Genomic DNA, 12516 nt, shown 5'->3' on the forward strand with positions numbered 1-12516 from the left:
GATGGACAGCTTCTTCTTTCCCATGACGCTGGTGCTGGCCTTCGTGGCCGTGGCCATGGCCGGCCAGACCCTGATCGGCCTCTTCCTCGGCGCGCGCGAAAAGACCCAGCGGGTCAATCGCCGCCTGACCCTGATGGCGGGCGGGCTGTCGCAGGAACAGGTCTACCAGACCCTGGTGCGCAAGCCGCGCGACAGCTGGATCGGCCGTACGCCCTACGCGGCCCTGCACGCGCGGGCCGCGCTCTATTGCCGCCAGGCCGGACTGTCGATGGGACCCGTCCAGGTGCTGGGCGTGGCCGCCGGCGCGGCGGCCACGCTCTGGCTGCTGGCGATGATCTTCCTGCGCGGCGCGCCGGTCGCCTCGCCCTTTCCGCAGGTCCTGATGGCCGGTCTCGGCGCGACGGGCCTGTGCTTCGCGGTCATGGCGTTATGGATCGCGCGTCGCCGCGCCTCGCGCCTGGCCAAGCTGGAGGAGCAGCTGCCCCTGGCGCTGGACGTCATGATCCGCGCGCTGCGGGCCGGCCATCCGGTGATCTCGGCGGTCAATCTGGTGACCCAGGAGATGCCCGATCCGATCGGCAGCGAGTTCGGCCTGGTGATGGACGAGACCACCTATGGCGGCGAGTTCCGGGACGCCTTGCGCAGCCTGGCCCGCCGGACGGGTTCGTCCGACATCGCGTTCTTCGCCGTCAGCATCGCCATCCAGACCGAGACCGGCGGCAACCTGGCCGAGATCCTGGCCGGCCTCGCCACCGTGATCCGCGGCCGGGCTTCGCTGAACAAGCGCATCCGCTCCCTGTCCAGCGAGGGACGGATGTCGGCCCTGATCCTGTCCCTGCTGCCGCTGGTCTGCGTCTCGGCGGTCAGCCTGTTCCACCCCGAATTCTACACCAGCAAGTTTTCCGATCCCGCCTTCTGGCCGATCGTCGCCGGCATCGCGCTGCTCTACGGCGTCGGCCAGCTGATGATCCGCCGGATCGTCACCTTCAGATATTGAGGACGCCATGGACGCCGTGCTGAGCATTGGACTGCAGGTCGGGGTCTTCCTGGCGGTCGTCAGCGGCGCGCTGGCCCTGCTCTGGCGCCTGGATCAAGGCGCCTTGATCCGCCGCCGGGTGAAGGACGGACCGGCAGCGGTTCGGGGCGGGCCGGACGAGCGGCTGCTCAAGGCCGTCCGGTCGGCCAATCCCCTGTTGTTCTGGGTGCAGGCCCGCCTGCCGGCGGCCAAGAAGGACCAGCCCTCGCGCCTGGCCCGCACCCTGGCCGAGGCCGGCTTTCCCGCGCCGTCCGCGCCGGCCTGGTACGCCCTGATCCGCGTGAGCCTGGCCCTGGGCCTGCCGCTTCTGCTGCTCGTTTCGCAGAAGCTGTCCTCGGCGCCGATCACCGGGCTGCAGATGGTCGTGGCCACCCTGGTGGCGTGCGGCGTCGGCCTGGTCGGGCCGGCGATCTTCGTGGACCTGCGCGCCGCCGGCCGGCGCGAGCGGCTGGAGAACCAGTTCCCCGACGCCCTGGACCTGATGGTGGTCTGCATCGAGGCGGGCCTGGGCTTCGACGCGGCCTTCGTGCGGGTGTCGCAGGAAATCACCACTTCGCATCGCGATATCGCCTTCGAGTTCGGCCGCGTCTCGCAGGAACTGCGCGCGGGGCGGTCCCGCCCCGACGCCCTGCGGCGGATGAGCGAGCGGGTCAATGTCGACGCCCTGCGCGCCTTTTCCGCCCTGATGATCCAGACCGACAGCCTGGGCGCCAGCATCGGCCAGACCCTGCGCACCTATTCGGCCGAAATGCGCGAGCGGCGGTTCCTGCGCGGCGAGGAGAAGGCCATGCGCATCCCCGTGCTGCTGACCCTGCCGCTGGTGGCCTGCATCCTCCCCGTGATCGTCACGGCCCTGCTGCTGCCGGCCGGCCTGGACGTCGCCCACAACCTGCTTCCCGCCCTCAAGAGGCATTGACCATGCGCCGCCTGCTGTTGACGACTGTCTGTTGCGCCCTGCTCCCCGGCCTGTGTGGCTGCGTGGTCTGGCGCGGGGTGGCGAACCTGGTCCGGCCGGGACCTCAGGTCGCCGAGGTCCGAGCCGCCCCCGCCCCTGGCCTGGTCCCGCCCGACCCCGCCGCGGTGGTCAATCGGTTGTACGCCCGGGCCGCCGAGGCCATCCGGGTCCGCGACTACGCCCTGGCGCTGGAGGTGCTGCAGGTCGCGGCGGTCCGCGCGCCGGCGGATGCGCGCGTGCTCAACGCCCAGGGGGTGATCTACGACAAGTTGGGGCGGTTCGATCTCAGCGCCCGCTACTACGCCCGCGCGCTGGCGGCCGATCCCACCTCGTCGATCGTCGCGCACAACATGGCCTATTCGGCCCGGCTGAGCGGACGCGTGGTCCCCGAGACCGGACCGCTCCTGGCCGGGGGTCTCCCGGCCGGCCCTGGCGCCGCGGGTGGCGGCGCGATCTCGGCAAGGAGACCCTGATGGCCCGGACCCTGTTCGCCGCCGCCGCCGGTTGCGTCCTGCTGCTGGCCGCCACGCCCGGCGCCGCGGCCGGCGGCTGGGGGCGCGCCAAGCCGGCCGCCTTGCCCGCCGTCGCGCCGGTCGTCGATCCGGCGACCCGCGAGGCGACGGCGGCGGCGGTCGAGGCCGCCCTGGCCGAGGGCCGCCTCGTCGACGCCTCCAGCCTCCTGGGCCAGGCCCTGGTCGCCGGCGGCCGGGATCCGCGCCTGCTGACCCTGCTGGGCGAGACCAGCCTGGCGCGGGGCGACGCCCAGGCCGCCCTGGCGACCTTCGCCCAGGTTCCGGCCGGCGATCCCTCGAGCCCGCGCGCCCGGCAGGGCGAGGGGCTGGCCCTGTCGGCCCTGGGACGCTCGGACGCCGCGCTGCAGGCGCTGCGGGCCGCCGTGGTCGCGGATCCCCGCCTCTGGCGCGCCTGGAACGGCCTGGGCCGCGAGTCCGACCGCCGTCATGACTGGGCGGCGGCCGAGGACGCCTATGCCCACGCCCTGGACGCGTCCGGCCGCGACGCCCAGGCGCTCAACAACCGGGGCTATTCGCGACTGCTGCAGGGTCGGCTGGCGGAGGCCTCGGCCGATCTGGTCGCCGCGCTGGAGAAGAAGCCCGACCTGGCCGCCGCCAGGAACAACCTGCGCCTGGTCCTGGCGCTGCGGGGGGACTACGTCCGGGCCTCGTCGCGCGGGTCGGGCGGCGACGATCCCGCCGCCCTGCTCAACAACGCCGGCTTCGCGGCCCTGCTGCGGGGCGACTATGACGCCTCCGTCGGCTTGCTCGACCAGGCCAGCAAGGCGCGCAGGACCTACTATCCCAAGGCCGGCGAGAACCGTCGCCTGGCCTTGAGCCTCAAGGCCCAGGACCAGCGTCCGGACCGGCCGGCGCCCGATGCGCCGGCGGCGAGCGGGGAGGCCGGCCATGGAAACTGACTATGGACGCCTGGTCTGGGCGGGCGCCTACGCGGCTCTGCTGCTCATAGCGGCCGGCAACGACGCCTGGCGCCGCAGGATCCCGAACTGGTCCGTGCTGGCCATCGCCGGCCTCTTCCTGGCCGGCCTGCCGTTCGGATGGCCGGTCGCGTCCTGGGTCGCGTCCCTGGGCGCCATGGCCCTGGCCCTGGCGATCGGGTTTCCCATGTTCGCGGCCCGGCTGGTGGGCGCGGGGGACGTCAAGCTGCTGGCCGCCGCCGCCCTGTTCACGGGGCTGGACCACATGCTGCTGCTGCTGGTGTCGACCGCCGTGGCGGGCGGCGCCCTGGCCCTGCTGGCCCTGACCGCGCGCCCCTATGCGACGGCGCTGACGGCCGCCGGCTGGCCGCGGCTGCGCCCCGGCGTGCCCTACGGCGTGGCCATCGCCGCCGGCGCGATCTATGCGGGCTGGAACGCGGGGCTGTTCACCATCACCCAGCACCTGGTCCATATCGATCTGGGCCATCTGAACTGAACATACGGCTTTTGCGTATATGTACTGTAGTAGGCGAACTTCTCCCGTGAACCGAAGTGATTTCGATCTGTATTACAATATTTAACTACCCAATCCAGGGTACGATTGCAGTGAAGAAATAATATCCAATGCTGATTGGAAGCGATCAGAGCATATCGGGCACTTATATACGAAAAGATGCAAATTTAATTACACAACTATCGATTTGCACCTGGAAGTACTTAAAGTGACCCGGCAAGCCGCGAACGCGTAAAAACAGCGTGGGTGCCGCAGATGGGATTGATCAAGATGATCGAGGTCGTGGATTCAGAAGTTGAGCGCGGCGTCTTCGAGGCGCACGTGGCTAACGCCATCCTCAACCTGGTGAACTTCGGCGTGATCGTCGCCGACAGCGAGGGCTGCGTCTACGCCGCCAACGACCTGGCCTGGAGCTATGTCCAGCACGGCGACGGGCTGGGCGAGAAGGGCGGCCTGCTGAACGCCGAGAACGACTTCGAGGCCGAAGGGCTTCGCAGCCGGATCGCCGCGGCCGTCCGCCTGGGGCGGCCGGGCGCCATGCTGATCCACCGCTCGCGCAGCCAGAAGCCGCTGGTCCTGCTGATCGAGCCGTTCGCCGCCGACGACAGCAACTTCCGCTGCGCCCTGATCACCGTGCGCGAGGTGGGGCGTTCCTCCCCCCACGCGGTCGAACGGGCCCGGATGATGTTTAATTTCTCGCCCGCCGAGGCCGAGATCGTCTCCCGGGTCGCCCAGGGCCGCGAACCGGCCGAGATCGCCGCGGAGCGGGGCGTCAGCATCAATACTCTGCGGGTTCAGATGGCTTCGGCCATGGTCAAAGTCGGCGTCCACCGTCAAGCTGAGCTGGTCTCGGTGCTTTCCTCGGCCGACGTATTGGAGTGATCGATAAATTTTTGTGATTTATTTCCGAAATTAACTAAGCTGCATTATTGGTGGGTGTTGAATAGATGGTAATGTTACTAGGTCGCCAGATGAAAACCCTCCCGGTATAGTCTGCAGCGATATGACCGGCTCATCGATGTGGTCCGCAACGTCATCGGTGAACTCCAGCGGCGCGCTCCGCCCGCCGAGCGTCGGATCGAGGTTCAGCACCCCCACCACCTCGATCCGACGCCGGTCATACGCCGGCGCCTCCCGAGCCGCCGCGCGATTCCGGCTCTCGCCAGGCCGGGATATTTCCTGACATGGATATAGTAAGTATGTATTATTGCGATTTACCTATTTCATTTTACTTATCTAGTATTTAGTTGCGACAATCTATCGTCCTTATTAGGAAATCTGTTTACCATGCTTTAGGGTGCGCTGCTTAACCCTCCGCGTCGGATGATCCTCCCATCATCTTCTCTCTCGGGGTTTGCAATGCGCACGAAGATTATGGCAGCCGTGGCCTTCCTCGGTCTCGCCTCCAGCGCGGTCGCCGCGCCCAATAGCTACGAGCTTCGTCTCGAGGGCCATGTACCGGTCATCTGCCGGGTGGACCTGCAGGCCAGCAGCGCCTCGGCCGACCAGGCCACCGACCTGGGCAGGATGACCGAGTTCTGCAACAGCGCCGCCGGCTACGACGTCTGGCTGTCGCACGCCCAGGGCCTGAGCGGCGCCGCGGTCTATGTCGACGGGCAGAAGATCCAGCTGTCGGCCTCGGGCCAGACCCTGATCAGCCATTCCGCGACCGCGGCCTCGCGGTCGCACGTGTTGCGCCTGGATCCCGGCGCCGACGCGGGCCAGGTCGGCGACCTGTCGCTGCGCATCACCGCCCTCTGACGTCGCGCTCCGGGCCGTCGTCCAGACAGAAAGAACCCCGCCGGACCGGGTCCGGCGGGGTTCAGTTGGCGATCGCCGCCGCGGGAACGACTACATGCAAGCCACGGGCGTCGTCGCTGGCGGCACGGCGAGAGGGGTCACCGTGACGGTCAGGATGTCCTGGTAGTTGGGCGCGGGGACCTTGCCCGCGCCGCCTTCCAGAAGGGTGGGCGTGACGGCCAGGTACTGGCCGCTCAGGCCGGCCCGCTGGCACGTCACCGTGCTGAAGGTCGGCGAGGCGGTGGTCCTGGTCTGGCCCAGGAAATCCAGCTGGTAGGGAATGCGCTGGTTGGCCGTGGCCAGGCTGCCGCCGGGATAGGTCATCTGGAACTGGTTGGCCGAGGTCAGGGCCACCGAATAGGGCCCCGAACTGGCCACCCGCACATTGCCCGTCCGCTGCTTGACCGAGTTGGGGGTCGCGGGCAGGGCGGCCGTGGTCAAGCCGCCGATCTCGCCGAAGTCGAGAGCGGGGCCGACGAAGCTGGCCTGCAGGGCGCTGAGCACGTTGATCCGGATGTCCAGCGAATTGGGGATCACGCCGGACTCGTCGGCCGCCCCGCCGGTGCGCTTGCAGTAATATTTCTGGTCGACGAACAGGTCGGTGGTCCCCGCCGCCAGGTCCGCGCCGCTGGGCACGGTGATCGTCACGACGAAGGTCTTCACGTCGGGCTGGCCGACGCCGCCGAAGTTCAGCTCGACCTCGTTGGGATTGACGTTGTTGGGGTCGAGCACGTGGCCGGGCGGGTTCTCCAGGATCTGGCCGCCGGTCGAGGTCTGGACAATGGCCAGGCTGGCGGGCGTGTCCGGGCGGCGCAGGTAGATGAAGTTGACCTCCTGCGTCTTCTTGCCGCCCACGGCCGACGGGCGCCGGGCCGTGATGGTCACGGTCTGGACCGTCGTGCCGCTGGGATTGAACGGGTCGAACGTGCCCGACAGCACCACGGGGTCGAAGATCACGCACTGGGCCTGGACGGCGTGGGCCGTCAGCGAGGCGGCGCCGGTGGCGAGCCCCAGGATCAGCATGCTGATGCCGCGTTTCATGTCAGCCTCCCGAGACGCTGGGCTTGAGGTCGCCGGCCTTGACGAAACCCTCCGCGCTGGCGGGGACGTCGAGGAAATAGACGGTGGGGGGCGTGGTCCCCATCTCGATCCGCCAGCGGCCCGGACGCAGGCCCGAGGCGCCGAAGCGGCCGATGCGATTGGTGAACAGCACGACCGCCGGCTGGCCGGGCTTGGCCACTTCCGTGGCGGAACCCGAGATCAGGGCCAGGGGCTGGCCGTCGCCGTCCAGCAGCCGGCCGACCGCGGTGATCGAATAGTCCGACCCCACCACCAGCCGGTAGCCCGACCGGTAGGGCGGGAACATCCGGAACGAGCCCGAGCCGAGATCGTAGCCCGCCGGCGCGTTGGGCGCGTCGACCGTGATGGTCCGTTCGGCATAGGCGCTGAGATTGGTCTCCAGCGCGGTGCCCAGGGCGCCGGTGTTGGCGGTGTAGCCGAACGGCGTCGGGTTCACCGTGATGTCGGCGCCCTTCAGGCTTTTGTGGCCCTGGACGATCGCGAAGCTGTCGTAGATCGGGCGGCCGATCGAGGCCGCGCCGTCGGCGAAGCCCAGGGAGGTCCCGACCCGCAGCGAGGTGCGGCCGTTGTCGGGGCCGTCGAACGCCGTGAAGTGCGACAGGCCCAGCTCGGCGCGGTTGGCGATGTAGTTGAAGCTGCCGTTGAACGCCGCGTCGGTCGGCGAGCGCGAGACCTCGCCATAGCCGTTGTACGAGCCCACCCCCTGGCCGTGCAGGGTCTGGTAGACGAGCCGCGCGCGATCGTCGCGGCCGTCATATTCGGCCCTGAAGCTGGAATTGTCCGAGAACTGCCAGGACAGCGAGATGAAGGCGGTGGTTTCGCGCCGTCCGGGCACGTCGTCGTACATCAGGTTGGCGGTCAGGGCGAGGTTCGAGGTCAGGCGGTACCCCATGCCGGCCCGGTAGGAGCTGGAATCGGGGAACTGGTCGCGGCCATGCGAATAGCGGCCGTCGAAACTGGCGTAGATCGCGTCGCTGAAGGCGTGCGAATAGCCGATCCCCAGTTCGTAGGCGTAGCGGTTGTCGGGGATGAAGGTCCCCACCGGCCCGAAGTCGCGGCTGCGGCTCTCGAACGACAGGTTCAGGGAGTCGGCGCGGCCGCCGGCGAACTGGAACAGCCGCTGCAGGGTGACCGTCGTCGCATAGCCCGAGCCGAAGCCGTCGATGTGCGACAGGGCGAAGTCGACGCCCAGCGTGCCCACCGGCAGGCCGAACAGGCCCTCGAACCCGGCCATGACGGTGTCCTCGTCGCCCTGGCCGTTGACGCCCAGGGTCACCCGGTCGGTGATGCCCCGCCGGTAGAAACCGCTGAAGGTCCAGTTCTGGGTGTAGTCGGGACCGTCGGCCAGCAGCGGCGCCTTGACGCCGGCGTAGGCGCCGAACTCCGACAGGCCCGGATCCAGCTGGGCGCGGTCGAAGAAGACGTTGAACTGCAGGGTCTCGCGCCGTCCGGTGTCGTCCTCGACCACCAGGCGCACGTCGTTGGAGCCCTGGGCGAACGGGAAGTCGCGCACGTTGTAGCGGCCCGGATCCAGGTGCAGCCGACGGGTCAGCTGGTTGTTGAGGATCACGCTGACGTCCGAGGGGCGCGCCAGGGTGAAGCTCTCCCGGCCGCGGGGCCGGGCGATCGTCTGGGGCGCCAGCACGCTGTAGGAGCGGAAGATCGAGATCCCCGCGATGTCCGGCGCCGACTGGAAGCCGCGGCTGGTCGCCTGCAGGTCGCCGAAGGTCCAGCGGGCGGTGTGCTTGAGGTCGTCATAGACCACGCGGGTGCCCAGGCGCTGGTAGTCGTTGCGCCCGCCCGGCTGCCAGACCGCCTCGTTCTCCAGCACCAGGCCGCTCAGGCGAATGGCGCTGTCGAGCAGGAAGGTCGGGTCGCCCAGCCCGTTGTCGATCCCCTGCTCCACATAGTCGACCGAGCCGCGGATGTTCAGGTAGCCGCTGACGCCGGCCGGCGGGGTGAAGCTGCCCATGGTCGCATGGTCCATGGGGGTGACCTGCAGGCTGCGCACGACCTTCAGCTCCGGCGGGATGTTGATCCGCAGCTCCAGGGCCTTGGGGTCGTAGGTCATCTGCAGCTGGGCGTGGGTGACCGCCTCCGGTCCGACCAGGGCGCGGCCGTTGAAGGCCGAGCGCAGGGCCGCCACCGACGCGGCGTCCAGCAGCGGGGCCAGCAGGCCCAGCAGCCGTTCGGACGGCATCGACAACTGGCCGTCGGCCGAGATCGTCAGCGGCATGTCGCCGAGATAGAAGTCGCCGTCCTTCAACGGCACCGTCAGGTTCACGTCGCGGCCCGTGGGGTTCAGCCGGCGCAGGACGTCGGCCGAGGTGGCCGCGCTGTTCGACGGCGCGCCGGTGGGTTCCTGCGCGATCGCGAGGTAGGGGATCGGTTCGGCCACGGCCGCGACCGGGGTCGCGGCGGCGACCAGGCAGCCGGCGAGCAGCCAGCGCCGCCGGGCGCGCGTCCTAGCGCCCTTCATCGGACGAGAATTGAGCCTCAAGGGAGCCTCCTGCTGCCGCCGTCAGCGGCAGTTCGATGGGAACGGCGATCCGCCGTGTTTGACCGGGGGCGATCAGGCCGAAGCCGATCGTCTGCTGGATCTCGGGACCGGGAAGGGTTCGCTGGAAGACGACCTTTCCCGCGGCGTCCTTCTCGGTGATCTTCAGCCGTCCGCGGGACAGGTAGCCGTGGGTGTTGGACGAGCCGGCGACGTAGACGATCGGGATCGGCTTGCCGTTGGCGTCCGCGCCGATCTCCGACTTCGACAGCGTCAGCTTCGGCTTGCCGCCGGTGGGGGCCACGCTGGCCAGGACCTGGAAATTGTACAGGATCTGGATGGCCGACTGACCTTCGGGCAGCTTCACCGGCATCTGGGCGACGGTGACGTAATAGTGCTTGCTCTGGGCCAGGGCCGGGTCGCCGACCCACTGGATCCGGAACGACTGGGTTTCGCCGGGCTGGATCACCGCCTGGGGCGGAAAGATCAGCAGGTCGTTGGTCTGGGTGTCGCCCGGATGAGCGCCCTTTTCGTCGAAGGTCAGCTCCTCGGCGCGCAGCTCCACCGGCAACGGGTTGGCGAAGGTGTTCTGCACGGTCACGATCTGCGACATGCCGCGCCCGGTGGGCTTGAGGTCGATGACGACCGGCTGGACGGTCATGGCCAGGGCGGCGCCGCCCAGCAAGGGCGTCCCCGTTCCGGCCACGCCGGTCAGCGCGAGGCTGGCGGCGGTGACCGCTCCCAGCCAACGCCTGCGATAGGTGTTCGAACGCAACATTAGGGGTCCGCTCCTGGGTTTCAGTTCGAGGCTTCGATTTCGACGACCAGCGTTCCCGCGTAGTCGCCGGCGACCATCGGCGCGCCCCCGCCGGTGATGTTGACAGTGAGGTTCATCAGTCCGGCCGCGCCGTTCGCGGTCTGCAGGCTGATGGGGGTGAGAGAGGTGCTGGGCCCGGTGGCGGTCAGGCCCGCCCAGTCGGCCGACAGCTGGAAGCCCAGGCTGTCGCGGAAGCCGGTGGCCGGCGCCGGCCCCGCCGTGCGCGCCAGGCCGGCGCCGTCGGTGCGCACCACCAGGCGGTGCGCCGAGTTGCAGACCACCGGGAAGCCGAGGCTGATCACGGCGTCGCGCGGCTGGGCGGTCTGCGGGTCGATGAACTGGGTGAAGCGCACCACGCCCTGGGCGCCCTCGGCGCTGAAGCTGGCGTTGGTTCCGGCGGCGCTCGAAGGCGGCGACAGCACGCAGGCGCTGGGCGCGACGCCGAACAGGTCCAGCGAATTGCTGGCCCGGTCCCCGGCCGAGGCGGTCTGGGCCTGGACCGGGACGGCCGTGCCGAGCACGGCGCCAAGGACGAGCGGGGCGAGGACGAGGGCGGTTTTCATTGGGGTTCCACCGTCAGCCTGAGGGTGTCGCGATAGACGCCCGACACCAGCGGCGCATTGGTCTGCAGGTTCGTGGCCCCGGGCTGGATATCCAGCCGCAGGACGATGTCGCCGACGACCGGCTGGTCGACCGCCTGGGCGCTGTCGCGGATCTGGCGGGCGCTGGCGTCGGCCTGGACGGTGTTGCTGACCGGCCCCCAGGTCAGGGTGGCGGTGTAGGGCACCGCGTCGCTGAAGCCCGTCGGGGCCGGGGTCAGGCCCAGCTCGGAGCGCCACAGGCCGTTGTTCTGGCTCTCCAGCACGATCTGGTGGGCGTAGTTGCACACGGCGGCGAAGGTCACCTGGGCGGAGGCCGCGCGGGTCGACAGCGTGACTGGATCGGTCAGGGCGTCGACCTCGAGGCTGGAGCCGTTCAGGGTCCTGAAATTGACCAGGCTGCCCGAGCTCAAGGTGGGCGTGGCGAGGGTGCAGACCTTGGGGACCCGGCCGCGCACCACCATGTCGCGGACGTTGTCGTTGGTCTGGGCCTTGGCCAGCTGTCCGACCAGCAGCACGGTGACGGCCGAGGCCATGACCAGGGTGGCGGCGGCGAGGGATCGGTTGTCGCGCATGATCGTCCTCCTTCAGCTGGCCGCGGCCAGGGTGACGACGACCGCGCCCTGGTAGGTGTCGTCGGCGACCGGGCGCAGGGCCGGTCCGCCGGCGGTGGCGAAGCCCGACAGGCTGATCGTGATGTCGGCGGCGCCCGCCGTTTCGCGGATCTGCGCGGCGGCGGCGTTGGCGGTCGCCCCGGTCGAATAGCGGGCGTCGATGGGGGTCCAGCCCGAGGCCGTGGCCGTATAGTCGACCCCGCGCGAGAAGCCGGACGGCGGCGTGGTCACGAAGGCCTGGGCGGTCATCGGGGTGGCGGCGATGGTCAGCTGGCTGCGCGAGCTGCACTGGGTTCCGGTCAGCACCTTGGGCGGCGCCGACAGGTCGGGGCGCAGCAGGCCCGTGGCGGTGTCGATCAGCACGCCCACGTCGAACAGGTTGTCGCCGTCGCTGAGCGAGCCCAGCGTGCAGACGTTGTTGGGCACGGTGGCGGTGATCTGGATCGGTCCGGCGGAGTCCGAGGGGCCGACGGTCTGGGCGTGGGCCGCGACGGCCAGGACCAGGAAGGCCGGCGGCGCGATGAAGAAGGACAGGGCGCGGTGCATGGCTCAGCTCCCCGACGCGGTCAGGCCCGCGTCGGGCCCGAGGGTGATGGTGACCAGGGCCAGGTAGGCGCCCGGCTGCAGCAGGTCGTCGGTGGCGGTGGCGAAGTCCGAGACCACCAGGGTCAGGTCGGTCGCCTTCGGCGCCGCGCTGGTCGAGCGAGCGCCGTCGCCGGCGGCGTTGGTCGCGCTGGTGCGGACCGTGGCGGCCGTCGCGCCCCAGGCGCTGATCGAGCAGGTGTAGTCGACCGCGCCGGTGAAGCCGGCCTGGGCGGCGCCGCTGGTCACCGCCAGCGGCGAGGCGCTGATGGCCAGGGCCGCGCCGCCGTAGTTGCAGAAGGTCCCCGGCAGCTGGATCGTCTGGGCGGCGATCGCCGCCAGCCGCCCGACCCGGGTGCCCGAGGCCTCGGAGATCTGGCCCAGCGCCAGGCCCGCCGGGTTCGGCTCGCCCAGCACGCAGATCTGGCTGACCTGGGCGTCCAGTCCGACGTTGCCCCGGGCCGGGTCCTGCGCCCTGGCCGAGGTGGCGGCCAGGGACACGGCGAGGGCCAGGGCGGTCGCCGGGAGTCCGATGGTTCGATGCTGGATCATGGCGACCTCCTTGGCGGCGC

The 12516-nt window shown here is 69.9% G+C and carries 14 protein-coding genes; 7 read left to right on the plus strand and 7 right to left on the minus strand.

Annotation, left to right across the window (positions count from 1 at the left end; genetic code table 11):
* The first annotated feature begins 1 nt into the window (after window position 1).
* The 7 genes from AC07NX_RS20285 (at window position 2) to AC07NX_RS20315 (ending at window position 5716) form a co-directional block, all read left to right on the plus strand.
* The gene (locus tag AC07NX_RS20285; protein WP_494644272.1) at window positions 2-997 is read left to right on the plus strand and encodes a type II secretion system F family protein; all 996 of its coding nucleotides are present in this window, start codon (window positions 2-4) and stop codon (window positions 995-997) included.
* Between the two features lie 7 nt (window positions 998-1004).
* Window positions 1005-1952, plus strand: a complete 948-nt coding sequence (locus AC07NX_RS20290) for a type II secretion system F family protein (protein ID WP_494644273.1) — start codon at window positions 1005-1007, stop codon at window positions 1950-1952.
* Window positions 1953-1954: 2 nt separating this feature from the next.
* Window positions 1955-2464 carry a tetratricopeptide repeat protein gene (locus AC07NX_RS20295; RefSeq protein WP_494644274.1) on the plus strand — a complete coding sequence of 170 codons (510 nt, stop codon included), beginning with the start codon at window positions 1955-1957 and terminating at the stop codon, window positions 2462-2464.
* Window positions 2464-3423 (plus strand): tetratricopeptide repeat protein, encoded by a 960-nt coding sequence (locus AC07NX_RS20300; protein ID WP_494644275.1) that lies wholly within the window; start codon window positions 2464-2466, stop codon window positions 3421-3423. Before AC07NX_RS20295 ends, AC07NX_RS20300 begins: the two co-directional genes overlap by 1 nt.
* The gene (locus tag AC07NX_RS20305; protein ID WP_494644277.1) at window positions 3413-3937 is read left to right on the plus strand and encodes an A24 family peptidase; all 525 of its coding nucleotides are present in this window, start codon (window positions 3413-3415) and stop codon (window positions 3935-3937) included. The genes AC07NX_RS20300 and AC07NX_RS20305 overlap by 11 nt, the downstream gene beginning before the upstream one ends.
* 300 nt (window positions 3938-4237) lie before the next feature.
* Window positions 4238-4837 (plus strand): helix-turn-helix transcriptional regulator, encoded by a 600-nt coding sequence (locus AC07NX_RS20310; protein ID WP_494644278.1) that lies wholly within the window; start codon window positions 4238-4240, stop codon window positions 4835-4837.
* A gap of 477 nt (window positions 4838-5314) precedes the next feature.
* On the plus strand, window positions 5315-5716 hold the full coding sequence (locus tag AC07NX_RS20315; RefSeq protein ID WP_494644279.1) for a hypothetical protein: 402 nt from the start codon (window positions 5315-5317) through the stop codon (window positions 5714-5716).
* 90 nt (window positions 5717-5806) lie between these two features.
* Here the strand turns inward: AC07NX_RS20315 and AC07NX_RS20320 are convergent, their stop codons facing one another.
* Genes AC07NX_RS20320 through AC07NX_RS20350 form a run of 7 tightly spaced genes read right to left on the minus strand, consistent with a single transcriptional unit; the run spans window position 5807 to window position 12496 of the window.
* Window positions 5807-6796 (minus strand): hypothetical protein, encoded by a 990-nt coding sequence (locus tag AC07NX_RS20320; protein ID WP_494644280.1) that lies wholly within the window; start codon window positions 6794-6796, stop codon window positions 5807-5809.
* Window position 6797: 1 nt separating this feature from the next.
* The gene (locus AC07NX_RS20325) at window positions 6798-9335 is read right to left on the minus strand and encodes a fimbria/pilus outer membrane usher protein (RefSeq protein ID WP_494644281.1); all 2538 of its coding nucleotides are present in this window, start codon (window positions 9333-9335) and stop codon (window positions 6798-6800) included.
* Window positions 9301-10110 carry a fimbria/pilus periplasmic chaperone gene (locus AC07NX_RS20330; protein ID WP_494644282.1) on the minus strand — a complete coding sequence of 270 codons (810 nt, stop codon included), beginning with the start codon at window positions 10108-10110 and terminating at the stop codon, window positions 9301-9303. The genes AC07NX_RS20325 and AC07NX_RS20330 overlap by 35 nt, the downstream gene beginning before the upstream one ends.
* Window positions 10111-10130: 20 nt before the next feature.
* A complete protein-coding gene (locus tag AC07NX_RS20335) occupies window positions 10131-10712 on the minus strand; it encodes a hypothetical protein (protein WP_494644283.1) in 582 nt (193 codons plus the stop codon).
* Window positions 10709-11323, minus strand: coding sequence for a hypothetical protein (locus AC07NX_RS20340; RefSeq protein ID WP_494644284.1), 615 nt, complete (start codon window positions 11321-11323; stop codon window positions 10709-10711). The genes AC07NX_RS20335 and AC07NX_RS20340 overlap by 4 nt, the downstream gene beginning before the upstream one ends.
* 12 nt (window positions 11324-11335) lie before the next feature.
* Window positions 11336-11908 (minus strand): hypothetical protein, encoded by a 573-nt coding sequence (locus AC07NX_RS20345; RefSeq protein WP_494644286.1) that lies wholly within the window; start codon window positions 11906-11908, stop codon window positions 11336-11338.
* A gap of 3 nt (window positions 11909-11911) precedes the next feature.
* Window positions 11912-12496 carry a hypothetical protein gene (locus AC07NX_RS20350; RefSeq protein WP_494644287.1) on the minus strand — a complete coding sequence of 195 codons (585 nt, stop codon included), beginning with the start codon at window positions 12494-12496 and terminating at the stop codon, window positions 11912-11914.
* Window positions 12497-12516 lie beyond the last annotated feature (20 nt).

It is taken from the genome of Caulobacter sp. GW821-FHT09A05, from assembly GCF_059418465.1.